The sequence below is a fragment of the Pseudomonas sp. NS1(2017) genome, from assembly GCF_002269425.1.
Taxonomy (GTDB): Bacteria; Pseudomonadota; Gammaproteobacteria; order Pseudomonadales; family Pseudomonadaceae; genus Aquipseudomonas; species Aquipseudomonas reactans.
In genome coordinates, this window is record NZ_CP022960.1 from 3436601 (window position 1) to 3462414 (window position 25814).

Here is a 25814-nt window from a genome sequence, read left to right on the forward strand (position 1 = left end):
CGACAGAGTCAAAGGGCAGGGTACGCAAGAATAGTCAGCGGGGTAACTGACCGAACGGATAGGTCCGCGTCAGAAAGGACCCGCCAGGTTGGCGGGTCCGGCGAGGGTCAGAGCTTGGGCAGTTGGCCGATACGGCCCATCATTTCGGTGACGATCTGCAGGTCCAGCAGGAACTGGTCGACGGTCTTGAACTCGTTGTCAGTGTGCCCGGTGTACTTCACTTCCGGACGCGCCAGGCCGAATTGCACGCCATTCGGCAGCTCGTGCACGGAAGTTGCGCCGGCCGAGGTGCCGAACTTGTGCTCCATACCTAGATTTTCACTGGCCACGGCCAGTAGGGCTTTCACCCATTCACCCTCTGGGTTGCGGTACATCGGCTCGGCCACCGAGTAGGTGAAGCCCACTTTGACCTTGGTTTTCTTGTCCCAGGCGCTCAGTTTTTCGGCGATCTCGGCTTTGAGTTTTTCAGGTGACTTGCCCTTCGGCACGCGCAGGTTCACGGCCAGCTTGAAGGCTTTTTCATCCAGGCCGACAAAGGTCAGCGAAGTGGTCAGCGGCCCCATGAACTCATCAGAGAAGCCCACGCCCAACTTGCCGCCCAGGTAATCCAGGCCCCAGTTGTCAGACGCATAACGTGCAGCATCCGTGATGTGGTTGTGCTTGAGGGCGATCTTGCCATCGACGCTGTGGATCAACTCCAGCATGCGCGCCACCGGGTTGAGCCCGGACTCCGGCTCGGACGAGTGTGCGGACACGCCGGTGACGGTCAGCTTGACGTTTTTGCCGTCGACCTTGGCGGCCACTTCAAAATCGCCACCGTTGTTCTTGGCGTATTCAGCACCGGCCTTTTGCAGGCTGGCAGCCAACTCGGCAGGTTTGTCGCTGACAAAAGTCGCTACTGACGCCGACGGAATCTGGTTGGTCGCCATGCCGCCGGTCATCGAGATGATTTCCGCGCCCTTGCCTTCACCCTTGCGGCGCGGGAAGGTGGCCATCACCGTGCCGTAGCCTTTCTCGGCAATCACCACCGGGTAACCGCCATCCAGCGCCAGGTTGTATTGCGGTGTCGGGTTCTTTTCGAAGTAGTAGGGAATCGCGTCGCCGGAGGTTTCTTCGGTGGTGTCCACCAGCAGCTTGAAATTGCGTGCCAGCGGCAGTTTCTCTTCCTTGATCACCTTCATGGCATACATCGCCACGACGATGCCGTTCTTGTCATCCTCGGTGCCACGGCCGTACATGCGGTCGCCGATCAGCGTGACTTTGAACGGGTCGAGCTTGGTGCCGTCTTTCAATACCCAGTTTTCCGGCGTCACGGGCACCACGTCGGCGTGGGCGTGGATACCCACCACTTCATCACCGCTGCCCTCCAAGGAAATTTCGTACACACGGTTGTCAATATTGCGGAAGGTCAGGTTAAAGGCCTTGGCCAGTGCCTCGATCTTGCCGGCGATCTTGATGAATTCCGGGTTTTTGTACTGCGGCAGGCCGTCCACGTTAAAGGTCGGGATTTCCACCAGTTCGCGCAGGGTTTCGGTGGCGGCCTTGCCGTACTTCACTCGGGTGTAGATACCGAGCAGGCGATTGATCTCGTTCTGCTGATCCGCGCTCAAGGTTTTGTTATCAAGAAACGCACTGATCGCCGGGCCTACATCGCTGGTCTTACCCAGGTCGCCCTTGGCCAGGGCGTCGAGGAAACCACGGAAATCGGTGACGGACGTTTCGTTGAAATGCTTCAGAATCGCCGTGCTTTGGTCCGGGGTGATGTTGGCAAAAGCGGGGCAGGTGATGGCCGAAAGGCTCGCCGCGAACAGGGTGGCAGCTGCCAATTGCTTGAGTGGAAAGTGCATGGAGGGACGCATTCCTTTGCAGGTAGTGAGTAGGACGTTTCTGATCAATCTGTCAGAAACATTTCCACACACTACCACTACTCAGGTGCCTCTGGTCAATGCTGGCCAGGGTGGGGCTCTGGGTACTCCTCGGTCACGTTCAAGGCTCTAGCGTAGGGTCCGTCCCACAATTGCTCATGCAATGCCCCGACACGCTTGGCCATCGCTTCACTGCGCATCACCACTTCCAGATTGCGCGAATTATCCAGATACCCGCCCAGCCAGTTGCTGGTGCCGATCCAGGCAACCTGGCCGTCGATCTCCATGGTCTTGCTGTGGATCACCCGCGCATACGGGATAAAACCTTGCTTGGCCTCGGGGAGGGTGACGATTTTGATCTGGACGTTAGGCAGCACGGCCAGGCTTTTGAGGTAGGGCAGTTCCAGCTTGTCGGTGTTCCAGTTGGACACCATCAGCTTGATCGACACCCCACGTGCCGCTGCCGCACGCACGGCATTGTCGATCACTGCGTAGTACGGACGGGTTTTGTCCGGTCCGTAGGACAGTGGCGCATAGTCCAGCAGTTGCACGCGCACTTCGTGTTTGGCTTCGCTCAGCAGACGCGGCAGTTCCAGTTGTGAATCGCCTACTCCCGGTGGGTTGTAGCGTTGCGGGCTGGCGACCAGGTAGTTGCCGGTACGTGGCAGCTCTTTGCTGGAGGCAGGCAGCGGAACGGGTTGGTTGTCGGCCACGGCCTGCTGGGCTTTCCAGTCTTGCTCGAAGATTGCCTGCACCTGGCTCACCACCGTCGGGTCGGTGATACGCAGGCCGGTTTCGTGGATGTGTTCCAGCGAGCGCCAATCGAAATTCTGGCTGCCCACGAAGGCTTGCTTGCCGTCCACTACCAGGTATTTGGCGTGGATGATCCCGCCGCTCACGCGCGCGTAGGGCAGCACGCGAAAGGTCAGGTTGGGGATCGCCCGCAGGCGTTCCAGGGTGGAAGCTTCCGACAACCGGATGCCTTTTTCTTCCAGCAAAAAGCGAATCTTCACACCGCGTTTGCCGGCGGCTTCCAGGCGTTCGATCACACGGTCCATCACCGAGCCTGGGTGATCGGCGGCGTAGAACTGACCAATGTCGATACTGTTTTTTGCGCCGTCAAACAGCTCGCTCCACACCGGGCCGGGCTGGCGCAAGTCGTCGGTACCGAGGGCGGTGTCCACCGGCACGGTGTGCACCAATTCAAACCCCGGAATCGAAAAGTCCGCCTGGGCCAGCGGACTCATGAGCAAGCCTGCCAGGCCAGCGATGCGCAATTTCAAGGAAACGGACATAGGGATTCCCATCAGAAAAGAAAGCGGGCGCATTGCGCGCCCGCTGTTGCGTTTAGGCCGTGCGGCTGTGCAGCGGCGTCGGCACCAGGTGCGGTACTTCACTCTGCACGCGGGCGCCGGTGGCGGCGCGGATCAGCAGGATTTTCAGCTGGTCGTTGATGCGCTCCAGGCTGTCCTGGAAGAAGTTGTGGAACACCACGCAGAACAGCGCGATGGCGATCCCCAGGCCGGTGGCGAACAAGGCCGTGCCGATGCCACCGGAAATCTGCCCTGGGTCGGACACGCCCGCCGTGGCCAGCGCCTTGAAGGTGTCGATGATGCCGAGGATGGTGCCCAGCAAACCCAACAGCGGCGCGGCGGTGGTGATGGTTTCGATGATCCACAGGCTGCGGGCCAGGGGTGCACGGGTGGTCAGGTACTGGGTTTCGATGACGTCATCCAGGTCCTTGCGCGAACCTTGTGAGGCTTTCTGCGCCAGCACCGGCAACACCATGCTCAGCGGCAGGCTGTCACGGCGGGTCAGGCTTTCCGGCAAGTCGCGTTCGCTGTGCACATTGGCGCCCAGCACCTCGGTCAGCGCGCGGGCTTGGCGGCGTACGTAGGCGAAGTAAATCCCGCGTTCGATGGTGATAAAGATCGCGATGGCCATCGCGGCATACATCACATAAAAGGTGATGTCGTGGAGCAGGTTCATGTCCATGTTCATTTACCTCGCAATTAGAAGTTGGCTTCCAGGGAAACCGTCACGGTACGTTCCAGGCCCACGATGTAGGCCGGGTCGCCGTCGCGGAAACCGCTGTAGCTGGCCGCGTTGGTCTTGGTGGTGTACACGCCGTCCAGGTACTTCTTGTCGAACAGGTTGTCGACGTTCAGGCGCAGGGTGGCGTCCTTGACCACTTTCTTGTCCACCGGCAGGTAGATACCCGCGCCGGCGTTGAACACGGTGCGGCCGGAGATGGCTTCGTCGTTGGTCAGGTCGCCGTAGAGCTTGCTGGTGTACTTGCCGCCGAAGGTGCCGTAGAAACGGCCGTCGTCGTAGCCGATGTTGGCGGCCAGCATGTTTTTCGGCACGTTGGCGAACTGCTTGCCGCTGGTGGGCAACAGGATGGCTTTGCCGGCGTTGTACACGGTCAGGTCGTCTTGCTGCTCGGCCTTGGTGTAGGTGTAGGAGGTGTAGTAGTTGAAGTGATTGGGCAGCAGGCCGCTCCACTCCAGCTCCAGGCCGCTGTTGTTGACGGAGCCGGCGTTGATGTCGGCGAAGTCGCCGTTGATGTCGCGCGACGACACTTGGCGATCCTTGAACTGCATGTAGAACAAGGTGGCGGCCACGGTCATGTCTTCATCGGTGTAGCGCCAGCCCAACTCGTGGTTCCAGCTGGTTTCCGGCTTGGAGTCGATGGAACCCACGCCCTTGTCGTACAGCACATAGTTCTGCGGGATGCGCATGTTGCGCGACAGGCTGTAGAACAACTGATCGCGTTCATCCAGCTGGTATTTCAAGCCGGCGTTGGGCAGCAGCTTGTTGTAGGTCTGGTTACGTTTTTCCGGCTGCTCGGTGAGGCTGCCGTGGTTGGTGCCGTCACGCTTGACGTTCATGTAGGCCAGGCCGGCGATCAGGGTCCAGTCCGAGTTGATGTACCAGGTGTCCTGGGCCCAGACCTTTTGCGCCGGGGTGATGGTGAAGCGGTCGCGACCCTGGATGGTGTTGCCGTTGGCATCGACCACGGCCTCGTTGGAGTCCGGCCAGGTGTCGACGGGCTTGCCACTGGCCTTGAGCGGAATGAACGGCTGGGTCTGGCTTTGACGGGCGCGCTCGTACCAGTAGCCGACTTGCAGGCTGTGATCGCCCAGGTCCCAGTTCAGTTTGGTGGTGATGCCCGGACGCCAGGTCTGGGTGCGCGAAGGGCGGTAGTACACGCCGCTGTTCGGGGTGCCGTCGGCGTTGTATTGGGCGCCGGTCGGCAGGTTGCCCAGGTCGAACACGCCGCCTTGGTTGGAGCCTCGGTTCAGCGCATAGCTGGACGAGCCGACGCCGCTGCCGTTACCCCAGTAGTAATACGGGATCACCGACAGCGCGAGGTTGTCCGCCAGTTTGAACTGGGTGTTGAGCACGGCGGTGAAGGTCTGGAACGGGTTCTGCGCCAGGGCGTAGTAGCTGTTGTACTTGCCGTTGCTGCCCACGGTCGGCGTGGCCGGGTAGGGGTCGTACTTGCGGCCGTTCTGCTGGTACTGGGCCTTGGTCAGCTGGCTGTAGCTGTTGTTGTCTTGCTCGTGGTACTTGAGGATCAGGTTGGCGGTGTTGCCATCGCCGGCGTCGAAGAAGCTGTTCCACTCGACCTTGTCCGCGCGCACAGCGCCCGAGCCGCGCCACATCTGGCCTTCGGTGTGGGAGGCCGACAACCAGTTGCTCAGGCCATTGATCTCGCCGGTGTTGAGGCGGGCAAAGGTCTTGCGCGTAGCGTTGCTGCCCATCACCTGTTTGACGAACGCCCCGGTTTCCTTGGTCGGGCGAATGGTCACGATGCCGATGTTGCCGCCGCTGGAGCCGATGTGCGGGCCGTCGGCCTCCGACGAGCCTTGAGTGACAAAGATCTGCTCGATGTTTTCCGGGTCGCCCAGCAGGTTGGAGTACAGCGCGTAGTTGCCGGAGTCGTTGATCGGCATGCCGTCCACCGACATCCCCACCTGGTCGGAGTTGAGCCCGCGCATGGTGAAGCGAAAGCCGGACAGGCCGGTGTTGTCTTCGCTGGAAATGTTCAAGCCTGGTGTGTACTTGAGCTTGTCCACGGCGTTGCCGGTGGCGGTCTGTTTATCCAGCGCTTCCTTGGTCACGGTGGAGCGGCCCTTGATGCTTTCTTCCTGCACCATGTAGCCGCCACCTGCCGTGGCCTTGCCCTGAACCCCAATCGTCCCGACGTCGCTGTTGCTAGTGTCGGCCATGACCATTCCATGGCCCATGCTTGCGGCAACGAGTGCCAGATGAATCCGTGTGAACCTCATCTCTGTCGTCCTGGTGTCGGGTGCTTATTGCACGCTGTAGTTGAAGGTGGCGGTGAAGCGCTGCTCATTGCGGCCCCCGAAGGCTTGCTCGGGGAACGGCTTGACTTGCTTGATGCGACGCAAGCTGTTGGTGGCGGCCCGGTTGAGCAACATGCTCGAGGCCTGGGTCTGCAAACCGGAGTCGAGAACCCGACCCTGGCGATCGACCAGCAACCAGACCACTACTTCGCCGGTGGGGCGTTCGAGGGAGGCCTGGCGTCCGGTGGGGTACTGCTTGTAAGTGTCCAGCTCGTTGCGCAAACCCTTGAGGTAACCGCCTTCCAGGGCTTGGCCGTCGACCTTGGGTGGCGCAGGTGGCGCGGGTGTCGGCGCGGCCTGGGCCACGGGCGCCGGTGCCGGTTTGGCAGCGACCGGTGGTGGTGTCGGGGTGGGCGTTGGCTTGGCAACCACTGGCTTGGGCACCGGTTTCGGCTTGGGCTCAGGCTTGGGTTTCGGCAAGGGTTTAGGTGGCGGCGGTGGCGGGGCCGGTTCGGCCTCTTCATCCTCGATCACCGGCGGTGGCGGCTCTTGTTCCACCACCGGCTCGGGGATCACTTCCGGCTCTGGCTCGACCAGCGCCAACTCGACCGCCGACTCGTCATACACCGGCTCAACCTTCAAGGTCTGGGACTGGATACCCAGTGCAATCAGCACCAGGGCGATCAGGGCCGGGACACTGCCCAGCAGCTGACGCGCACGAAACAATACGTACATGATCAGGACTTACGCGTGGCAATGGACACGGAGGTAAAGCCACCCAGACGCAGGGTGTCCATCACCTCCACCAGGCGCGAAACTTCTACGCCTTTGTCGCTGTTGACGATGATGGTCGACTTGGTGTCAGGCTTTTCGGCCGCCTTCAGCGCCGGCACCAGCGCATCGACCGTGAGGTCCTTGCCATCCAGTTGCAGTTGGCCTTCCAGGCCCAGTGTCAGGATGAATTTGTTCTGTGGTTTGAGCTGCTGCGAACTGCTGGCGCTGGGCAGTTGCGTCTTCATGCCGAGGGCCGGAATCACGTTCAGGCTCACGAGTACGAAAAACACCAGGAGGAACATCATCACGTCGATCATCGGGATCAGTTCGATGTGCGCCTTGCGTTTTTTCGGTTCGTCCCAGGTTCTCATTCCGCTACCCCGTTATTGAATTAGGGGCGACACGCTAACAACCAAAAATGACCGATTGGTTAACTTTAATTGACGTTTTGACGGCTCTAGGACAAGTCTTTCAGGCGATTCTCAAGACATTTTTGTGACGTAACAGAATTGACATGCAGCAGGGGCATTCTCAAAAACTTTACATCGAGGGCCCCTGGAAATGAGCCGTGAACTGCCACAGATATCCACGCCGCGACTGTTAATGCGCGCACTGGAAAACCACCAGGCCGAGAGGCTGTGCACCCTCGCCAACGGCCCGAAAATCGCCGACAACACGGCGAGTATTCCTTCGCCTTACACCCTCGAAATCGCGCAGGAATTCATCGCTGGCATGCCGGAGAAATTTCGCTCGGCCCACCTGTTGAGCCTGGGCATGCATCGGCGTGACAGCGGCGAGTTGATCGGCATCGTCAGCCTGCGCATCAAACCGGATCACCTCTACGGACACCTGGGCGGCTGGGTGGCGGCGGACGCACGCAACCAGGGCTACGCGGCAGAAGCGGCGCGTGCACTGATGGACTACGGCTTTACCGAACTTGGCCTGCATCGCGTGGGCAGCCAGTGTTTCAGTCGCAACAAAGAGTCGGCACGGGTCATGGAGAAAATCGGCCTGCAGTACGAAGGTTGCCTGCGCGGGGCGTTCCTCAAGAACGGCGTGCATGAAGACATGCTGGTGTTCGCCACGCTGCGCGAGGATTGGGAGTTTCGGCTGTGAGTGGCGAGGTCGATCATGGCCGACGCCGGGTCCTTGCCGGGCTGGCGGTTGCCACCACATTTTCGATCCTCAGTCCGTTTGCGCGCAGCGCTGGTGTGGATTATCCGTTCACCCTCGGCGTGGCTTCCGGTGACCCGTTGCCCGATGGGTTTGTGATCTGGACGCGCCTGGCGCCGTTGTTCAACGCCGTGGATGGCCGAGGTGGCTTGAGCCGTTCCGTGCCCGTGCGTTGGCGGGTCGCCAGCGATGCCGCGATGACCCGCGTGGTGCGCCAGGGCGAAGTCATGGCCAGTGAGCGCTGGGGCCATTCGGTGCATGTGGAAGTCGCGGGATTGGAGGCGGGCCGCCCCTATTGGTATCAGTTCGAAGGGCTGGGCGCGCAAAGCCCGGTGGGGCAGTCGCGCACGGCACCGGCCGTGCATGCCATGGTGTCGGCGCGCCTGGGGTTTGTCTCGTGTTCCCACTGGGAGCGCGGCTATTTCAGTGCCTATCGCCACTTGGCGGAGGAACAGCCCGACCTGGTGTTCTTTCTCGGTGACTACATCTACGACAGTTCCTACGCGGCGGATTCGGGCAAGATCATCCGCCCCCACGGCAGCGGCAATGCGGTAAGCCTGAGCGACTATCGCAACCGCTATGCCCTGTACAAAACCGATCCGGATCTACAAGCCCTGCATGCCGCCGCACCGAGCGTGGCGACCTGGGACGATCACGAAGTACAGAACGACTACGCCAACCGTTGGTCCCAGGACCCGAAGATCCCGGTCGGGCAATTCCTGCAGCAACGTGCGGCGGCCTACCAGGCTTACTACGAACATATGCCGCTGCGTGCCAGCAGCTTGCCGAAGGGGCCGGACATGCGCATTTATCGGCGCCTGGACTACGGCCGACTGGCCCGTTTCCACGTGCTGGACGGTCGGCAATACCGTTCCGAACAACCGTGCATTCCGGCCAATGGCAGCCACCAGGGGCATATCGCCGATAACCTCTGCCACGACTTGCGCGACCCTGGCCGCACCATGCTGGGTTGGCAGCAAGAAGCCTGGCTGGACCAGGGGTTTGCCCAGTCGAAGGCGCAGTGGAACATCATCGCCCAGGACCTGCTGGTGGCACCGCTGACCCAGCGTGACCTGACCGACCACAAGCCGGGGCGTTGGACTGACGGGTGGGATGGCTATATGGCTAATCGCACACGGATGCTGGCGTCCATCGAACGTAACCGGGTCAGCAACCCGGTGTTCTGGGGCGGTGATATCCATTCGTTCTGGGTGACGGATTTGCATGCCGATGGCGACAACCCGGATTCGCGGGTGGTGGCCACGGAATTCGTCGGTACGTCGGTGACCTCCGACGGGCCGCCCTTTGATGCGTTCAGCAAGCTGCTGCCGCTCAACCCGCATGTGAAGTTTTTCGATAGCCGTCAGCGGGGATATGTGTCGGTTGAGGTGGAGGAGGGCAAGATGCTCACTAACCTGCGCGTCATTACCGATCCCCGCGACCCGGCGGCCACGGTGTCCACCCTCAAGTCGTTTGTGGTGGAGCCGGGGCGGGCGGGGGCGAGTGAGGTTTAATCGAGTTCGTAGCGCACGGACAGCGCGCCCTTTTTCTCTGACAAGGCCAGGATGGTCACCTGGCCCAACTCGCTCAGTGCTTGCACATGGGTGCCGCCGCAGGCATACGCGGGTAATTCGCCAAAACCGACTTCGCGGGTGCCGTCTTCCAGGTTCATGTGCCGTGGGTAATCCGCAGCGATCCATTGGTTGACCTGTTGCTGGATCGCCTCGGCGTCCATGGCTTGCGCCGCTTCGCCACGGATGAAGGTGATCTTGCCTTCGCCGGGCCAGTGATGGGCCTTGATCGGCATCCAACCCAAGGTCTCGCCCACATTGCCGATCAAGTGCCCGGCGGAATGCAGTCGGGTGTTTAGCATACGGCGCTGTTCATCGACCTTTGCGGTGATCGGACCCGGTTGCAATGGCCGGTCGACGTAGTGCACCACGCGGTCGGCTTCCTGGGTGACGCGCAGCACAGTGGCTTCACCGAGCCAGCCGGTATCGAAAGGTTGCCCACCGCCCTGTGGGTGAAAAATCGTCGACTGCAGGATGACTGCAAACTGGTCTTCGTGGGGAGTGCAGCTCACCACCTCCAGCTCGGCAGCCAAGTGGTCGTGGGTAAAAAACAGGCGCTCGGTCATCGTCTACATCCGCATCAGGGTTCTGCGCGCAGTATAAATAGTGCGCGAATGGATGATAATCCGCTCAATTATCAATGGACCTGTGCACCATGAGCATCAATCTTCCTTTGCCACTGCTGGGCGAAATGGCGATTTTCGTCAAGGTGGTGGAAACCGGCAGCTTCTCCGAAGCTGCCCGGCAACTGGGGGCTTCGCCTTCCTCGGTGAGCCGCAGTATCTCGCGCCTGGAAAAAGCCCTGGCGACGCGCTTGTTGCAACGCACCACGCGCAAGCTGCGCCTGAGCGAAGGCGGGGAAGAAGTGTTCAAGCGCTGCCAGGAGATGGTCGGCGCGGCGCGTTCGGTGATGGAGATCAGCGGCCAGTTCACCCATGAAGCCGAAGGGTTGGTGCGGGTCAGCGTGCCCAAGGCGGTGGGGCGGTTTGTGGTGCACCCGCATATGCCGGAATTCCTGCGGCGTTACCCCAAGGTGGATGTGCAGTTGATCCTGGAGGATCGGCAGGTGGACATGATTGATGACAATGTCGACCTGAGTATCCGCATCACCGACAGCCCTCCGCCGGGGTTGGTGGGGCGGCAGTTATTGCCCATCGAGCATCTGTTGTGCGCGACGCCGCAGTATTTGGCTGAACACGGGACGCCGGAGCATCCCCATGACCTGCTGGCACACAGTTGCATTTACTTGGGGGAAACGCCCGGAGATTCACGCTGGAAATTCCGCCAGGCCGGCAAGGCGGTGACGGTAGCCGTGCGTGGGCGTTATGCGGCGAACCATACCGGGGTTCGGCTGGATGCGGTGTTGCAGCACGTGGGGATTGGCAGTTTGCCGTACTTCACGGCGCGGCATGCGTTGGAGGAGGGGCGGTTGGTGCAGGTGTTGCCGGCTTGGGACTTTATTGCGTCCTACCATGGCGAGGCGTGGTTGCTGCATTCGCCTACGCGGTATTTGCCGCCGAAGTTGCGGGTGTTTATTGATTATCTGGTGGCGTGCATGGCGAAGGAGCCGACGTTGCGCAAACGGTAGGGATGCGGTCGAAACTGTAGGAGCCGGCTTGCCGGCGATTGGCCCTTGAACCCAGTGCAGGACTCAAGGCCGCCATCGCCGGCAAGCCGGCTCCTACAAGGGAATCAGTGCTTGCTCTGGTCAACCGGCATGGCCAGCAGCTGCTTTTCCTGGTTCCAGTCGAACGGTTCGTCGTTCTGTTCGGCTTCGAAGCGACGTTCTTCCAGGGCCTGGTACAGGTCCAGTTCTTCGTCGGGCATGAAGTGCAGGCAGTCACCGCCAAAGAACCACAACAGGTCGCGCGGGACCAGGTGGGCGATTTGCGGGTAGCGCAGGATGACCTGGCTCATCAGGTCCTGGCCCAGGTACTGGCTTTCGATCGGGTCGATCGGCAGCAGGGCGCGCAATTCGTCGAAGCGCTCCAGGAACAGGGAATGGCTTTCCTCGGGCACCTGTTCGGCTTCGCCGACGGCAACCAGGATGCTGCGCAGGTGGTCGAGCAAGACGAGATGATCGGCAACGACGTTGGACACGAGATAAGTCCTCTAAAGCAAAAACGGGCGCGAGAGTATATAGCTCTCGCGCCCGTTTTTATACGACCTTAGCTGTATAGGGTATGAGCGGTCAGCGGACTTTACCCTCAGCCTGGGTCAGCTCTTCCTTGCTGAAATCATCCACGTCGATCACCTTGCGCCGTGCCGCTTCGGCGTCACGCAGGGTTTGCGCTTCGGCCGGTTGCAACACGCCTGCGTGCAGCGCCGCGTCGATGGCATGCTCCCCGGCAGTCGGTTTGACCTGGCCGCTCTTGAGCGCGGTGTGCAGTTTTTTCTGCAAGGGATGGCTGGCGCCAAGCAGGTCGTAGGCATGTTGCAAGGCGCCTACCGGATCTTCCGCCGATTGCGGGCGGTAGCAGCCGGCCAGCAACTCTTCCAGGGTCGGGTCACCCTTGGCGCGGCCGATCACCGCCGCCACTTCGGCATCCAGCGCATCTGACGGCCCGGTATGACGACGGCCGAACGGGAACACGATCACCCGCAGCAGGCAGCCCAGCACCTTGTTTGGGAAGTTGCTCAGCAGTTCATCCAGCGCACGCTCCGATTCGCCAAGGCTTTCTTCCATGGCCCAGGCGAACAGCGGTTCCAGATGATCCGGCGAATCCAGGTCGTGATAACGCTTGAGGGCAGCCGACGCCAGGTACATATGGCTCAGCACGTCACCCAGGCGTGCGGACAGGCGTTCACGACGCTTCAGCTCGCCACCCAGCAACATCATGCTCAGGTCAGCCAACAGCGCGAACGCGGCCGCCTGGCGGTTGAGTGCGCGGAAATAACCCTGGCTCAGGCGGTTGCCCGGCGCTTTCTCGAAATGACCCAAACCGAGGTTCAGCACCAGGGTGCTGGCGGCGTTGCTCACGGCGAAACCGATGTGTTGCATCAGCAGCCCGTCGAACTCCTTCAGCGCCTGGTCATGGTCTTCGCGACCGGCCAGGGCCATTTCCTTGAGTACGAACGGATGGCAGCGGATCGCGCCCTGGCCGAAGATCATCAGGTTGCGCGACAGGATGTTCGCGCCTTCCACAGTGATGAAGATCGGCGCACCTTGCCAGTTGCGGCCCAAGTAGTTGTTCGGGCCCATGATGATGCCCTTGCCGCCATGCACGTCCATGGCGTGGCTGATGCACTCGCGGCCACGCTCGGTGAGGTGGTACTTGAGAATGGCCGACAGTACCGAGGGTTTTTCCCCCAGGTCCACGGCGTTGGCAGTGAGCATGCGTGCACTGTCCATCAGCCAGGCGTTGCCGCCGATACGCGCCAAGGCTTCCTGGATACCTTCGAATGCCGACAGTGGCACATTGAACTGCTCGCGCACCTGGGCGTATTGGCCGGTCACCAGGCTGGTGAACTTGGCCGCGCCAGTGCCGACCGCAGGCAGGGAGATCGAACGGCCCACGGAGAGGCAGTTCATCAACATCATCCAGCCCTTGCCGAGCATTTCCTGACCGCCGATGAGGAATTCGAGCGGAATGAACACATCCTTGCCGGAGTTGGGGCCGTTCATGAAGGCGGCGCCCAAGGGCAGGTGGCGACGGCCGATTTCCACGCCGGGGGTGTCGGTGGGGATCAGCGCCAGGCTGATGCCCAGGTCTTCCTCTTCACCCAGCAGATGGTCCGGGTCGTGGGCTTTGAAGGCCAGGCCTAGCAGGGTCGCGACCGGGCCGAGGGTGATGTAGCGTTTTTCCCAGTTCAGGCGCAAGCCGAGGGTTTCCTTGCCTTCCCATTCACCTTTGCAGATCACGCCGGTGTCGGGCATGGCGCCTGCGTCGGAGCCGGCCAGTGGGCCCGTCAATGCGAAGCACGGGATGTCATCGCCACGGGCCAGGCGCGGCAAGTAGTGGTTGCGCTGTTCTTCGGTGCCGTAGTGCAGCAGCAATTCGGCCGGGTCGAGGGAATTGGGCACCATCACGGTGGACGCCAGGTCACCGCTGCGGGTGGCGAGTTTCATCGCGACCTGGGAGTGGGCATAGGCAGAGAAGCCCTTGCCGCCATATTCCTTGGGAATGATCAGGGCGAAGAAGCCGTGGGTCTTGATGTGTTCCCAGGCGGCGGGCGGCAGGTCCATGGCCTGGCCGATTTCCCAGTCGCTGACCATGGCGCAGAGTTCTTCGGTCGGGCCGTCGATAAACGCCTGTTCTTCCTCGGTCAGTTGGGCCTTGGGGTAGGCCAGCAACTTGTCCCAGTCTGGGCGACCGCTGAACAGTTCGCCGTCCCACCATACGGTGCCAGCGTCGATGGCATCGCGCTCGGTCTCGGACATTGGCGGCAGGACTTTCTGGAACCAGCTGAACAGTGGCTTGGTGAAGTATTGGCGGCGCAGGTCGGGCAGCAGCAGGGGCGCGGCCACCACGGCGATCAACACCCAGAAAATCAGCAGCAGCCAACCCGGTGCGTGGCTCCAGGCGCCCATCGCCAGCAGGTAGACGGCAACCACGCCCAAGGCGGGCAGGGGCGCGACGCGGCGGTGTGCGAGGTAGGCAATGCCGACCACCAGAACCAGTATCCACAACAACAGCATATTCAATCCTCCGTGAAACCAGGGGCGAAACCACCAGGGAGCTTAGTCGGCATCCGAACAAGCGGGGTGATCAGGGTGTAACGAGATTTGGCCGATTCGTCGTTATCTCCCCGGCAGGCCTGTGGTTAGACTCCAGGCTTCCTTCGGAGATAAAGCTCATGGATACCTACCTGAGTCCCAGCCGCTTCATCGATAGTGACCACCCTGCGGTGGTGGAGTTCGCCGAAAAACACCGTGGAACCCGTACGGATTTTAGTGACCAGGCAGTCAGCCTCTACTACGCCGTACGTGAGGCGATTCGCTATAACCCCTACACCTTCAGCCGCGACCCAGACACATTAAGTGCCAGCTTCGCCTTGGCCACCGGCGAAAGTTATTGCGTGCCCAAGGCCACGTTGCTTGCCGCCTGCGCCCGCCACTGCGGGATTCCGGCGCGCATCGGCCTGGCGGATGTGCGCAATCATCTGTCGACGCCGCGCCTGATCGCCTTGCTCAAGAGTGATGTGTTCGCCATGCACGGTTACACCGAGCTCTACCTTAATGATCGCTGGGTCAAGGCCACGCCTGCGTTCAATCAGCAGTTGTGCGATGTATTCGATGTGCCGCCGCTGGATTTCGATGGCATCCACGACAGCGTTTTCCACGCGTTCAATCGCCAAGGCCAGCGTTCGATGGAATACGTGGTCGACCACGGGCAGTTTCCTGACGTGCCAGAGGCGTTTTTCTTCGCCCATATTCAGCAGTGTTACCCCCACCTGTTTGCCGAGGATTTGCCGCCGTTACTCGGCGACATGCAGAGCGATTTAAGCCGCGCGTGAACCGGCGTATGCTGCTGCCTTCATCAAGCCATGTTCATCAACGATAAGGCGCGGTCATGCTGAAAATCTGGGGTCGTAAAAATTCATCAAACGTCAGGAAGGCACTGTGGTGCGCCGAGGAGCTCGGCCTGGACTATGAAGCAATTGATGCGGGCGGGGCTTTTGGTGTGGTCGACACGCCGCAATATCGGGCATTGAACCCCAACGGCCGGGTGCCGATGATCGAAGACGGCGACTTCGTGCTGTGGGAGTCCAATACCATCGTGCGCTACCTCTGCGCCAAGCAGGCGTCCCGCTGGTATCCGACAGAGGTGAAAGCCCGCGCCAACGCGGAAAAGTGGATGGACTGGACCACATCGACCTTCGCCGAACCGTTCAAGATTGTGTTCTGGGGCGTGCTGCGTACCCCGGCGGAAAAACAGAACTGGGACAACATCCATGCCGGTCGCCAGGCCTGTATCGATGTGCTCAAAACCGTTGATGAAGCGCTGGCTACACAGCCGTATCTGTCGGGCAACGAGATCGGCATGGGCGATATTCCCCTGGGCAGCTTTATCTACGCCTGGTTCGAAATGCCCATCGAACGGCCTGCGATGCCCCATCTAGAGGCCTGGTATGCGCGCCTGCAACAACGTCCGGCCTACCGCAAAGCGGTCATGACTGCGTTGACTTAATACCCACTATTAATACGGGTGACTGTACTTGTGCGGCGCGGGCAAGCACCATGCTTGTCATGCGCCGCCGTTGAACTACCTGGGCTGCGCCCTCATCTACTCTTTCTATTCCCTTCTTTGGTGCGTAATCCGATATGAGTTCCGCTCTGTCCATCCGGCAGCTAACCAAAACCTACGGCAACGGTTTCCAGGCCCTGAGTGGTATCGATCTGGACGTTGCCGAAGGTGACTTCTTCGCCTTGCTCGGCCCCAACGGCGCCGGCAAATCCACCACCATCGGTATCCTCTCCACGCTGGTCAACAAGACCAGCGGCACGGTGAATATCTTTGGCCATGACCTGGACAAATCCCCGGCGGCGCTCAAGCGTTCCATCGGCGTGGTGCCCCAGGAATTCAACTTCAACCAGTTCGAAAAGACCTTCGACATCGTCGTGACCCAGGCGGGCTACTACGGCATTCCGGCGAAAGTCGCCAAGGAACGCGCCGAGCAGTACCTGACCCAACTGGGCCTGTGGGACAAACGCGACGTGCCTTCGCGTTCGCTGTCCGGCGGCATGAAACGCCGCCTGATGATCGCCCGCGCATTGGTGCATGAGCCGCGCCTGCTGATCCTCGACGAGCCCACTGCCGGCGTGGACATCGAACTGCGTCGCTCGATGTGGACCTTTCTCACCGAGCTGAACGAGAAGGGCATCACCATCATCCTCACCACCCACTACCTGGAAGAGGCTGAGCAACTGTGCCGCAACATCGGCATCATCGACCACGGCACCATTGTCGAGAACACCAGCATGCGTAATCTGCTGGGCCAGTTGCATGTGGAAACCTTCTTGCTCGACCTGAAAAACAACCTGTCGGCGCCGCCGCAACTGCTCGGTTACCCAAGCCGCCTGGTAGACAGCCATACCCTGGAAGTGCAGGTGGACAAGGCCATGGGCATCACCGCGCTGTTCACGCAGTTGGCGACCCAGAACATCGAAGTGCTGAGTTTGCGTAACAAAACCAATCGCCTTGAGGAGTTGTTCGTGTCCCTGGTGGAGAAAAATCTGGCGAAGGTGGCGGTATGAGTTCCGAACTGCAACCCAACCTCGTCGCGCTGCAAACCATCGTCTATCGCGAAGTGAAGCGCTTTACCCGGATCTGGCCGCAGACCCTGCTGCCGCCGGCGATCACCATGGTCCTGTACTTCGTGATCTTCGGTAACCTGATTGGCCGCCAGATTGGCGACATGGGTGGCTTCACCTACATGGAGTACATCGTGCCGGGGCTGATCATGATGTCGGTGATCACCAACTCCTACGGCAACGTGGTCTCCAGCTTTTTCGGCAGCAAGTTCCAGCGCTCCATCGAAGAATTGATGGTGTCGCCGGTGTCGCCGCATACCATCCTGATCGGCTACACCCTGGGCGGTGTGCTGCGTGGCTTGATGGTGGGCGTGATCGTGACCCTGCTGTCGCTGTTCTTCACCCACCTGCAGGTGCATCACCTCGGGGTCACCATTCTGGTGGTGGTACTGACGGCGACGATCTTCTCGCTACTGGGCTTCATCAACGCCGTGTTTGCGCGCAACTTCGATGATATTTCGATCATCCCGACCTTCGTGCTGACGCCGCTGACCTACCTGGGCGGGGTGTTCTACTCCATTACCCTGCTGCCGCCGTTCTGGCAGACCGTGTCGCTGGCCAACCCGGTGCTGCACATGGTCAACGCCTTCCGCTACGGCATCCTGGGGGTATCGGACATCAAGATCAGCGTGGCAATCACCTTCATGCTGGTGGCGACTGTGGTGCTGTACATTGGCTGCGCGAAGCTGCTGGTGAGTGGGCGTGGGATGCGTACGTAAGCGATGACCCGCAATAAAAAACGGCCTCAATTGAGGCCGTTTTTTTTAGGTGCCGAGCAGGGCCAGATCAATCAGTTCATGCAGCTCTTCAACCGGCAACGGTGCGCTGGAAAACAGGCTGCGATACACCGTGGGTGCCGCGATCAGGTTCAGCAGGCGATCCAGGCTTGGCAACACATCGACGCTGCCCTGATAGCGGTCGAGGATGACCTGCAACTGGCCCATCAGAATGTGGCTGCAATAGTCCCTGGGATGACTGCACTGCACGTCGCGCATCATGTTTCGGCCCAGGTCGGAACTCATTTCATCCAGGTACTGTTCGCCCCAGGCGCGCAAGTCACCACGCAGGCTGCCGGTGTTGGCCGGCTCACTGTCCGGGCGCAGGCGCTCCAACGCCACATCGGCGAGCAGGGCGGCGAGGTCGCCCCAGCGCCGGTAAATGGTGGAGGGCGTGACGCCCGCACGCGCGGCAATCATCGGCACGGTGACGCTGGAGCGCTCATGGGCCTCCAGCAGTTCGCGCGCGGCGTTATGCACTGATTCTTGGACCCGGGCACTGCGGCCTCCCGGGCGAAGGCCTTCTTTAATCGCCATGCCCAAAACCTTAACACAAAGAATTTGCTTTAAGCGCTTTCCAGTAGCACACTCGGCAAAAGCAAAATATTAGCTTTAGCGGAGCGTGCCCATGTCCAGTACTCCTTCACACCGTGCCAACCTGGCCTTCCTGGTGATTACGGTGTTGACCTTCCTCGCCGCGTCCAGCGCGCCGACGCCGTTGTATCAGGTGTATCAGGACAACCTGCACTTTTCGGCGGCAATGCTCACGGTGATCTTCGGCGTCTACGCCGTGAGCTTGCTGGCGGCTTTGCTGACCGTCGGCTCGCTGTCGGATCACCTGGGGCGCAAGCCGGTGATCTTCACGGCATTGCTGCTCAACAGTGTGGCGATGCTGCTGTTTATCAACGCCGACAGCACTGCTTACCTGATCGCCGCCCGCGCGTTGCAAGGTTTTGCGACCGGCATGGCAACGGCGGTGCTGAGCGCGACGCTGCTTGATACCGATCGCCTGCGCGGCCCGATGCTCAATAGCCTGGCGCCTTTGTTAGGCATGGCCAGTGGCGGCCTGGGCAGTGGCTTGCTGGTGGAGTACGCGCCTCGGCCAACCCAGCTGATTTATCTGACGATGCTCGCCTTGATGGTGGGCCAGGCGCTGTACGTGTGGCGCTTGCCGGAGACGGTCAGTCGGATTCCGGGTGCGTTGAAATCCCTGGCGCCGACCCTGCATGTACCCGAACAGGCACGCCATGCCTTGTGGCTGGCGATGCCGCTGAATGTGGCGGTGTGGGCTCTCGGTGGGTTCTTTTCGTCGCTGGCACCTTCGCTGGTGCGGGCGGCGACCGGTTCGACCTCGCACTTGATCGGCGGTGGGCTGGTGGCCGTGGTCACCTTGAGCGGTGCGGTGATGATCTACAGCCTGCGGGATCGCCCGGCGGACAAAGTCATGCGCCTGTCGGCCGTGCTGTTGGCGGTGGGCGTGGCCTTGCTGCTGGTGGCGGTGCAGAGCGCCAGCCTGCCGCTGTTCTTTGTCGCCAGTGTGATCGCAGGCTTTGGTTTCGGCGGTGGGTTCATGGGCAGTGTCCGCAGCATCGTCGGGCTGGCGTTGCCCCATGAGCGGGCTGGATTGATGTCGGCTTTCTACGTGCTGAGCTACCTGGCGTTCTGCCTGCCGGCGCTGCTGGCGGGTAACTTGAGCCATGTGTATGGCCTGATCGTGACCACGGATGGCTACGGCGCGGTGTTGATCGTACTGGCCCTGAGTGCCCTGGTTGGTCTGCTGATGCAGGATTCGGCGCGGGCCAGGGCGACGACGGGTAGCTGATGGGTAATAATCGGTGCCTCGTATCCGCCTGACCGAGAGGCAAGCATGAAGATCATCCGCAGCAAAGACTTCACCGGCAGCCGGGCCTGGGAGGCGCTGGATATCGCCAACATGAACGGCATCACCACGCGCCTGCACTGGACCGATCAGCCGTACCGCTGGCACATCAATGACGGTGAAGAAGTGTTTGTGGTGCTGGATGGCCGGGTGCAGATGCACTACCGCGACAACGGCTTCGAACAGGTGGCGGAGTTGGGCGTCGGCGACATCTTTTATGCCAGCGTCGGCACCGAGCACGTAGCTCATCCCCAAGGCCCTGCACGCATTCTGGTAATCGAGTGCGAAGGCAGCGTTTGACTCTATATCGGCAAAATAGATAACAGATAGAGATATTACCCGTTATATAGATATTCGATCAGGTTCTACCATGGTCTCAACCTCATGCGAGGAAGAGGATTGCCATCATGACCTGCTCGAATACCGTCAGCTACAAACCCTTCAGTCACTTGACCCGTCCACGGGAAGTGATCCGCCAGTTCACCCCCAACTGGTTTGCCGCCACCATGGGCACCGGCGTGCTCGCGTTGGCGTTGGCGCAACTGCCGTTCAATTTGCCTGGCTTGCACGCGATTGCCGAAGCGCTGTGGTTGTTCACCATCGGCCTGTTTGTGCTGTTCAGCGTGCTGTATACGGCCCGTTGGGTGATGTTTTTCCACGAGGCGCGGCGGATTTTCGGGCACTCCACGGTGTCGATGTTCTTCGGCACGATTCCCATGGGACTGGCGACGATTCTCAACGGCCTGCTGTTGTTTGGCCTGCCACGCTGGGGCAGCGATGTGATCCCCCTGGCGCAAGCGCTGTGGTGGCTGGATGTGGCCATGGCCCTGGCCTGCGGCGTGTTGATCCCGTTCATGATGTTCACTCGCCAGGAACACAGCATCGACCAGATGACCGCCGTCTGGCTGCTGCCGGTGGTGGCCGCCGAAGTCGCCGCTGCCAGCGGTGGTTTGCTCGCACCGCACCTGGCAGATGCCCATTCGCAGTTGGTGATGCTGGTGACCAGCTACGTGCTGTGGGCGTTTTCCCTGCCGGTGGCGTTCAGCATCCTCACTATCCTGATGCTGCGCATGGCCCTGCATAAACTGCCTCATGCCAATATGGCCGCGTCGAGCTGGCTGGCGTTGGGCCCCATTGGCACCGGGGCGCTGGGCATGCTGTTGCTGGGAGGCGATGCGCCGGCCATTTTCGCGGCCAATGGTTTGCCGGGTGTCGGCGAAATGGCCAACGGCCTGGGGCTGGTTGCGGGCATTACCCTGTGGGGCTTCGGCCTGTGGTGGATGTTGATCGCGGTATTGATCACCCTGCGTTACCTGCGCGCCGGCATCCCTTTCAACCTCGGCTGGTGGGGCTTTACCTTTCCACTGGGTGTGTACGCTCTGGGAACGCTTAAGCTGGCGAGCCTGTTGCACCTGGGTTTCTTCAGTGTTTTCGGCAGTGTGCTGGTGGCGGCATTGGCGCTGATGTGGCTGATCGTCGCCAAGCGCACGGTGCAGGGCGCCTATAAAGGTGAGCTTTTTGTTTCGCCATGCATTGCAGGACTAGCGAATAAGTAAGCCGGATTAGGTAAAGTCGTGGCCTGAATGCTTTTACAAAAACACAGGCCACGCAGGAACACGGACGATGAGCCACCCCTCGCAATTCACTTTGCTGCGCACACGGCGTTTCCTGCCGTTCTTCATTACCCAGTTGCTGGGCGCGTTCAACGACAACATCTTCAAGCAATCGCTGATCCTCGCCATTCTCTACAAGCTCACCATCGACGGTGACCGCTCGATATGGGTCAACCTCTGTGCCTTGCTGTTTATCCTGCCGTTCTTTCTGTTTTCGGCCCTGGCCGGGCAGTTTGGCGAGAAATTCAACAAGGATGCGTTGATCCGCGCGATCAAGATCGGCGAGATCGTGATCATGGCCGTGGGCGCGACGGGCTTCCTCACCAATCACCTGGAACTGATGCTGCTGGCGCTGTTTGCCATGGGCACACACTCGGCGCTGTTCGGGCCGGTGAAGTATTCGATCATGCCCCAGGCCCTGCACGAGGATGAACTGGTGGGCGGCAACGGCCTGGTGGAGATGGGCACGTTCCTGGCGATCCTGGCCGGGACCATTGGCGCCGGGATCATGATGTCGTCCACCCATTACGCACCAGTGGTGTCGGTGGCGATCGTCGGCGTGGCGGTGCTGGGTTACCTGGCCAGCCGCAGCATTCCACGGGCGGCGGCATCGACCCCAGGGTTGCCTTTGAACTGGAACATTTTCAGCGAATCCTGGGCCACCCTGCGTTTGGGCCTGGGGCAGACGCCGGCCGTTTCACGTTCCATCGTCGGTAACTCGTGGTTCTGGTTTGTCGGCGCGATCTACCTGACGCAGATTCCCGCCTACGCCAAGGAGTGGTTGTACGGCGACGAAACCGTGGTGACGCTGATCCTCACCGTGTTTTCGGTGGGTATCGCGCTCGGCTCGATGCTCTGCGAAAAACTTTCCGGGCGTAAGGTGGAAATCGGCCTGGTGCCGTTCGGCTCATTCGGCCTCACCGTGTTTGGCCTGCTGCTGTGGTGGCACTCCGGCGGCTTCCCGCAGAACGTGCAGGCCAACGACTGGCTCGCCGTGCTCAGCTATGGCCAGGCGTGGTGGGTGCTGTTCGATATCCTTGGTCTGGGCGTGTTTGGCGGCTTTTATATCGTGCCGTTGTATGCCCTGATTCAGTCGCGTACCGCCGAGAACGAGCGTGCGCGGGTGATCGCGGCCAACAACATCCTCAACGCCCTGTTCATGGTGGTCTCGGCCATCGTGTCGATCCTGCTGCTCAGTGTGGCCAAGCTGTCGATCCCCGAGTTGTTCCTGGTGGTGTCGCTGCTCAACATCGCGGTCAACACCTACATCTTCAAGATCGTCCCCGAGTTCACCATGCGTTTCATGATCTGGCTGCTCAGCCATTCCATGTACCGCGTGGAGCATCGCAACCTGGAGGCAATCCCGGACGAAGGCGCGGCGTTGCTGGTGTGCAACCACGTGTCGTTCGTCGATGCGCTGTTGATCGGCGGCGCGGTGCGTCGGCCGATTCGCTTTGTCACGTACTACAAGATCTACCGTTTGCCGGTGCTGAATTTTATCTTCCGCACCGCCGGGGCGATTCCGATTGCCGGGCGTCACGAAGATATACAGATCTACGAAAAGGCTTTCACACGGATTGCGCAGTACCTGAAGGACGGCGAGTTGGTGTGTATTTTCCCCGAAGGCAAGCTGACCGCCGATGGCGAGATGAATGAGTTTCGTGGTGGCGTGACGCGGATTCTGGAAGAGACGGCGGTGCCGGTGATTCCGATGGCGTTGCAGGGGTTGTGGGGGAGTTTCTTCAGTCGGGATCCGAAGAAGGGCTTCTTCCATCGCATATGGTCGCGGGTGGTGTTGGTGGCGGGGGAGCCGGTGGCAGTCGAGTTGGCGACGCCGGCGCAGTTGCAGGAGAAAGTCACCCAGCTACGCGGCACTGTTCTGTAGGCGCCCGGCTTGCGGGCGATGGCGATCTTCAGGCCGCCATCGCCCGCAAGGGTTATGTGGAGATTTTCAGGCCAATCAGCCCACAAATGATCAACGCCACGCTGGCCAACCGGAACAACGCCATGGACTCCCCAAACAGGATGATCCCGGCAATCACGGTGCCCACGGCGCCCACGCCGGTCCAGATGGCATAGGCCGTGCCCAGCGGCAGCTCCTTCATCGCCAGCCCCAGCAGGCCGAGGCTGACGGCCATGGCGGCAATCGTCAAAGCCGTGGGCAGCGGCTTGCTGAAACCGTCGGTGTACTTCAGGCCGACGGCCCAGCCAACTTCAAACAGACCTGCGAAAAACAGAATGATCCAGGACATGATGACCTCCTAACGTTAGGTGGGGTCGTCCCCGGATTAGGCGCTTTCAGCGTCGCGGGGTCGTCCCCGCGCAGCTCGGTAGAGTGCCGAAAAGTGCTCGACTGATCAAGTTTGCGGGGTGTTCTCCAGCACGCGGAGGTCTTCCTTTTCGCTCATGCGGCGGAAGTAGGTCGACAGCAACGCCCCGGAAATATTGTGCCAGACGCTGAACAATGCACTCGGCACCGCCGCCAATGGCGAAAAATGCGCGCTGGCCAAGGCGGCGCCCAGCCCGGAGTTTTGCATACCCACTTCCAGCGCCAGTGACTTGCGCTGTGCCAACGGCAACTTGAACACGCGGCCGGTGAAGTAACCCAGCAGGTAACCGAAGCTGTTGTGCAGCATCACCACCGCCATGATCAACAGGCCCGACTCGGCAATCTTCGCCTGGCTCGCGGCAACCACCGCTGCGACGATGATCACGATGCTGACCACCGACACCAGTGGCAATACGTCCACCGCATGACGAACCCGCTCGCCGAGCAGACGTTGCGCCAGTACGCCGAGCACGATCGGCAGCAGCACCACTTGCAGGATCGACCAGAACAACTCCATGAACGACACCGGCAGCCAGGCCGACGCCAGCAGCCAGATCAGCGCCGGGGTGAGCAGCGGGGCGAGGAGGGTGGTGACAGCGGCGATGGCCACCGACAGCGCCAGGTCGCCACGGGCCAACCAGGTCATCACGTTGGACGAGGTGCCGCTCGGGCAGCAACCGACCAGGATCACACCGACGGCGATTTCCGGCGGCAGGTGGAACGCCTGGCACAGCAACCACGCCACGCCCGGCATGATCACGAAGTGCGCGACCACGCCCAGGGCCACGCGCCATGGATGGCGGGCGACCTCGGCGAAGTCATCAATCTTGAGGGTCAGCCCCATGCCGAACATCACCAGGCCCAGCAACGGGACGATGGCGCTTTTCAGGCCGATGAACCAGTTGGGTTCGAGGAAGGCAACGACGGCGAAGATCAATACCCAGTAGGCGAAGGTATTGCCGACGAAGCGGCTCAAGGCGGCGAGTGCGCGCATGGGGGTGTCCTTGTTATTCGAATAAATGTAGGGGCCGGCAAGCCAGCTCCTACAAAGGGGGAGCGTCAGATGCCCTGCGGGGTTTCTTCGCCGCCGAGTGCTTCAACCAGCGCCGGGATGAAATCGCCGAACGTCAGCATCATCAGGGTAAAGCTCGCATCCAGTTGGCCCAGGGCCTCATCGCCGCCGTCCTGTTCCGCCTGGTCTTGCAGCAGGTCTTCGAACTTCAGGCGCTTGACGGTCATCTTGTCGTCGAGCATGAAGGACAGCTTGTCCTGCCAGGCCAGGGACAGTTGGGTCACGACTTTGCCGGTGGTCAGGTGCAGTTGGATCTCTTCACCGGTCAGGTCCTGGCGCTTGCAGCGCACGATGCCGCCATCTTCGTGGGTGTCGCGCAGTTCGCATTCGTCGAGGACGAAGAAGTCATCGGCTGGCTTCTGGGTGGTGACCCAGTCGGTCATGATTGCGGTGGGCGCGGTTTTCACCGTGAGCGGGCGAACCGGCAAGGTGCCGATCACTTCACGCAGGGTCGACAGCAGGTCTTCGGCGCGCTTCGGGCTGGCCGAGTTGACCAGGATCAAGCCCTGTTTCGGCGCGATGGCGGCGAAGGTGGAGGAGCGACGGATAAAGGCGCGTGGCAGGAAGGCCTGGATGATTTCATCCTTGATCTGGTCGCGTTCCTTCTTATAGACCTTGCGCATCTGCTCGGCCTCGATTTCTTCGACTTTCTCTTTCAGTGCGTCACGCACCACGCTGCCCGGCAGGATGCGTTCTTCCTTGCGCGCAGCGATCAGCAGGAAATCACCGCTGACGTGAACCAGGGGAGCGTCTTCACCTTTACCAAAAGGCGCGACGAAACCATAAGTGGTCAATTCCTGGCTTGCGCAAGGGCGCGCCAGTTTGGTGGCCATGGCCGCTTCCAACGCCTCGGCATCAACAGGCAGATCTTGGGTCAGGCGATAGATAAGCAGGTTCTTGAACCACATGGGGTGAGTCTCTCCTTTATACAAAGGGGGGCATTATTCTCTTGATAACGTCCCAGGCCAACCCTGCCTAAGCCATTGGAAGCTATCAAAAAAAAGATTTCAGAAAGTGCTTGCCAGACTTAAGGTCGCTCCGTAGAATGCGCGCCACACCGAAACGAAGGGTGATTAGCTCAGCTGGGAGAGCGTCTGCCTTACAAGCAGAATGTCGGCGGTTCGATCCCGTCATCACCCACCATTCGCTTCATGTGTTACGCGCAGCGGTAGTTCAGTCGGTTAGAATACCGGC

24 protein-coding genes and 1 tRNA gene are annotated in these 25814 nt (G+C 60.7%); 12 read left to right on the forward strand and 13 right to left on the reverse strand.

Features of this window, described 5'->3' with window-relative positions; all coding sequences use genetic code 11:
• Positions 1 to 107: 107 nt before the first annotated feature.
• From CI807_RS16360 to CI807_RS16385, 6 genes are all read right to left on the reverse strand, one after another.
• Positions 108 to 1847, reverse strand: a complete 1740-nt coding sequence (locus CI807_RS16360; protein ID WP_095015349.1) for a dipeptidase — start codon at positions 1845 to 1847, stop codon at positions 108 to 110.
• 95 nt (positions 1848 to 1942) lie between these two features.
• A complete protein-coding gene (locus CI807_RS16365; protein WP_095015350.1) occupies positions 1943 to 3160 on the reverse strand; it encodes a phospholipase D-like domain-containing protein in 1218 nt (405 codons plus the stop codon).
• A 52-nt stretch (positions 3161 to 3212) separates the two neighbouring features.
• Positions 3213 to 3860, reverse strand: a complete 648-nt coding sequence (locus CI807_RS16370; RefSeq protein ID WP_028615752.1) for a MotA/TolQ/ExbB proton channel family protein — start codon at positions 3858 to 3860, stop codon at positions 3213 to 3215.
• A 17-nt stretch (positions 3861 to 3877) separates the two neighbouring features.
• Entirely contained in the window at positions 3878 to 6160 is a 2283-nt protein-coding gene (locus CI807_RS16375; RefSeq protein WP_016979519.1) for a TonB-dependent receptor, read from the reverse strand.
• A gap of 24 nt (positions 6161 to 6184) precedes the next feature.
• Positions 6185 to 6913, reverse strand: a complete 729-nt coding sequence (locus tag CI807_RS16380) for an energy transducer TonB (RefSeq protein WP_038845191.1) — start codon at positions 6911 to 6913, stop codon at positions 6185 to 6187.
• Positions 6914 to 6915: 2 nt separating this feature from the next.
• Positions 6916 to 7323 (reverse strand): biopolymer transporter ExbD, encoded by a 408-nt coding sequence (locus CI807_RS16385; protein WP_005786670.1) that lies wholly within the window; start codon positions 7321 to 7323, stop codon positions 6916 to 6918.
• Positions 7324 to 7513: 190 nt separating this feature from the next.
• On the opposite strand from CI807_RS16385, the gene CI807_RS16390 reads away from it, so the two are divergent.
• Entirely contained in the window at positions 7514 to 8068 is a 555-nt protein-coding gene (locus tag CI807_RS16390; protein WP_095015351.1) for a GNAT family N-acetyltransferase, read from the forward strand.
• Positions 8065 to 9639, forward strand: coding sequence for an alkaline phosphatase (locus CI807_RS16395; RefSeq protein WP_095015352.1), 1575 nt, complete (start codon positions 8065 to 8067; stop codon positions 9637 to 9639). The genes CI807_RS16390 and CI807_RS16395 overlap by 4 nt, the downstream gene beginning before the upstream one ends.
• On the opposite strand, the gene CI807_RS16400 is transcribed toward CI807_RS16395, so the two are convergent.
• Positions 9636 to 10262, reverse strand: coding sequence for a hypothetical protein (locus CI807_RS16400; protein WP_095015353.1), 627 nt, complete (start codon positions 10260 to 10262; stop codon positions 9636 to 9638). The two genes, CI807_RS16395 and CI807_RS16400, sit on opposite strands and share 4 nt — an antisense overlap.
• A gap of 89 nt (positions 10263 to 10351) precedes the next feature.
• Between CI807_RS16400 and CI807_RS16405 the strand changes: the two genes are divergently transcribed.
• On the forward strand, positions 10352 to 11284 hold the full coding sequence (locus tag CI807_RS16405) for a LysR family transcriptional regulator (RefSeq protein ID WP_095017566.1): 933 nt from the start codon (positions 10352 to 10354) through the stop codon (positions 11282 to 11284).
• 104 nt (positions 11285 to 11388) lie between these two features.
• Here CI807_RS16405 and CI807_RS16410 read toward each other — a convergent pair whose 3' ends face one another.
• Both CI807_RS16410 and CI807_RS16415 read right to left on the reverse strand, forming a co-directional pair.
• Positions 11389 to 11796, reverse strand: a complete 408-nt coding sequence (locus CI807_RS16410) for a PA2817 family protein (RefSeq protein WP_016979513.1) — start codon at positions 11794 to 11796, stop codon at positions 11389 to 11391.
• Positions 11797 to 11887: 91 nt separating this feature from the next.
• Entirely contained in the window at positions 11888 to 14335 is a 2448-nt protein-coding gene (locus tag CI807_RS16415; RefSeq protein ID WP_095015354.1) for an acyl-CoA dehydrogenase, read from the reverse strand.
• Between the two features lie 158 nt (positions 14336 to 14493).
• On the opposite strand from CI807_RS16415, the gene CI807_RS16420 reads away from it, so the two are divergent.
• The 4 genes from CI807_RS16420 to CI807_RS16435 all read left to right on the forward strand — a co-directional run bounded on the left by CI807_RS16420 (position 14494) and on the right by CI807_RS16435 (position 17670).
• Positions 14494 to 15153, forward strand: coding sequence for a transglutaminase family protein (locus CI807_RS16420; RefSeq protein WP_095015355.1), 660 nt, complete (start codon positions 14494 to 14496; stop codon positions 15151 to 15153).
• Positions 15154 to 15209: 56 nt separating this feature from the next.
• On the forward strand, positions 15210 to 15827 hold the full coding sequence (locus CI807_RS16425; RefSeq protein WP_095015356.1) for a glutathione S-transferase family protein: 618 nt from the start codon (positions 15210 to 15212) through the stop codon (positions 15825 to 15827).
• A 134-nt stretch (positions 15828 to 15961) separates the two neighbouring features.
• Positions 15962 to 16894: an ABC transporter ATP-binding protein gene (locus CI807_RS16430; RefSeq protein WP_010211649.1), complete on the forward strand. Its 933-nt coding sequence runs from the start codon at positions 15962 to 15964 to the stop codon at positions 16892 to 16894.
• Positions 16891 to 17670, forward strand: a complete 780-nt coding sequence (locus CI807_RS16435) for an ABC transporter permease (protein WP_012723134.1) — start codon at positions 16891 to 16893, stop codon at positions 17668 to 17670. Before CI807_RS16430 ends, CI807_RS16435 begins: the two co-directional genes overlap by 4 nt.
• A 45-nt stretch (positions 17671 to 17715) precedes the next feature.
• On the opposite strand, the gene CI807_RS16440 is transcribed toward CI807_RS16435, so the two are convergent.
• Positions 17716 to 18264 (reverse strand): TetR/AcrR family transcriptional regulator, encoded by a 549-nt coding sequence (locus CI807_RS16440; RefSeq protein ID WP_095015357.1) that lies wholly within the window; start codon positions 18262 to 18264, stop codon positions 17716 to 17718.
• Between the two features lie 91 nt (positions 18265 to 18355).
• On the opposite strand from CI807_RS16440, the gene CI807_RS16445 reads away from it, so the two are divergent.
• The 4 genes from CI807_RS16445 to CI807_RS16460 all read left to right on the forward strand — a co-directional run bounded on the left by CI807_RS16445 (position 18356) and on the right by CI807_RS16460 (position 23104).
• On the forward strand, positions 18356 to 19549 hold the full coding sequence (locus CI807_RS16445) for an MFS transporter (RefSeq protein WP_095015358.1): 1194 nt from the start codon (positions 18356 to 18358) through the stop codon (positions 19547 to 19549).
• Positions 19550 to 19594: 45 nt separating this feature from the next.
• On the forward strand, positions 19595 to 19906 hold the full coding sequence (locus tag CI807_RS16450; RefSeq protein WP_028615765.1) for a cupin domain-containing protein: 312 nt from the start codon (positions 19595 to 19597) through the stop codon (positions 19904 to 19906).
• A 107-nt stretch (positions 19907 to 20013) separates the two neighbouring features.
• Positions 20014 to 21162, forward strand: coding sequence for a TDT family transporter (locus CI807_RS16455; RefSeq protein ID WP_095015359.1), 1149 nt, complete (start codon positions 20014 to 20016; stop codon positions 21160 to 21162).
• A 67-nt stretch (positions 21163 to 21229) separates the two neighbouring features.
• Positions 21230 to 23104 carry an MFS transporter gene (locus CI807_RS16460; protein WP_095015360.1) on the forward strand — a complete coding sequence of 625 codons (1875 nt, stop codon included), beginning with the start codon at positions 21230 to 21232 and terminating at the stop codon, positions 23102 to 23104.
• A gap of 52 nt (positions 23105 to 23156) precedes the next feature.
• Here CI807_RS16460 and sugE read toward each other — a convergent pair whose 3' ends face one another.
• The 3 genes from sugE to rdgC form a co-directional block, all read right to left on the reverse strand.
• Entirely contained in the window at positions 23157 to 23471 is a 315-nt protein-coding gene (gene sugE / locus CI807_RS16465; protein WP_010211634.1) for a quaternary ammonium compound efflux SMR transporter SugE, read from the reverse strand.
• A 105-nt stretch (positions 23472 to 23576) separates the two neighbouring features.
• Positions 23577 to 24542 carry a bile acid:sodium symporter family protein gene (locus CI807_RS16470; RefSeq protein WP_095015361.1) on the reverse strand — a complete coding sequence of 322 codons (966 nt, stop codon included), beginning with the start codon at positions 24540 to 24542 and terminating at the stop codon, positions 23577 to 23579.
• A gap of 65 nt (positions 24543 to 24607) precedes the next feature.
• On the reverse strand, positions 24608 to 25528 hold the full coding sequence (rdgC, locus tag CI807_RS16475) for a recombination-associated protein RdgC (protein ID WP_010211632.1): 921 nt from the start codon (positions 25526 to 25528) through the stop codon (positions 24608 to 24610).
• 159 nt (positions 25529 to 25687) lie between these two features.
• Here rdgC and CI807_RS16480 point away from each other — a divergent pair.
• Positions 25688 to 25763: transfer RNA gene (locus CI807_RS16480), tRNA-Val, on the forward strand.
• Positions 25764 to 25814: the final 51 nt, after the last annotated feature.